The organism is Streptomyces doebereineriae (genome assembly GCF_031845645.1).
GTDB lineage: Bacteria > Actinomycetota > Actinomycetes > Streptomycetales > Streptomycetaceae > Streptomyces > Streptomyces canus.
In genome coordinates this window covers 1-382 of record NZ_JAVREZ010000602.1, presented here as the reverse complement: position 1 = coordinate 382, position 382 = coordinate 1, and the positions used below count along the sequence as shown (strand labels likewise).

1 protein-coding gene is annotated in these 382 nt (G+C 42.4%); it reads right to left on the bottom strand.

Going from position 1 to position 382, the window contains the following annotated elements; translation table 11 throughout:
• On the bottom strand, positions 1 to 382 hold a 382-nt coding region (locus RNB18_RS53460; protein WP_311721239.1), incomplete at both ends, for an aminotransferase class III-fold pyridoxal phosphate-dependent enzyme.

Genomic DNA, 382 nt, shown 5'->3' with positions numbered 1-382 from the left:
CCAACATGCCAAGCCGTTTTTCCCATGGATAAGGCTTGCGTGTTTTCCAATCTTTCACCAATTCAATGCCAGCAATCAATCCGACACGCCGGACATCTCCAACCTGGGGTAATTTCCAAAAACGCTGCAACATGACTTCCAAATCCATTCCACGTTGGGCAATGGTTTGAATTGTTTTTTCTTGATCAAAAATTTCAAGATTCGCTAACGCAGCAGCGCATCCCAATGGATTTCCGGTATAACTATGTCCGTGAAAAAAAGTCTTCTTATCTTGATAGCTTCCAAGGAAGGAATCGAAGATCCGTTGATGGGTTAATGTAGCAGCTAATGGCAAATAGCCTCCTGTTAAACCTTTGGCTAAACATAAAAAATCCGGTGTAAC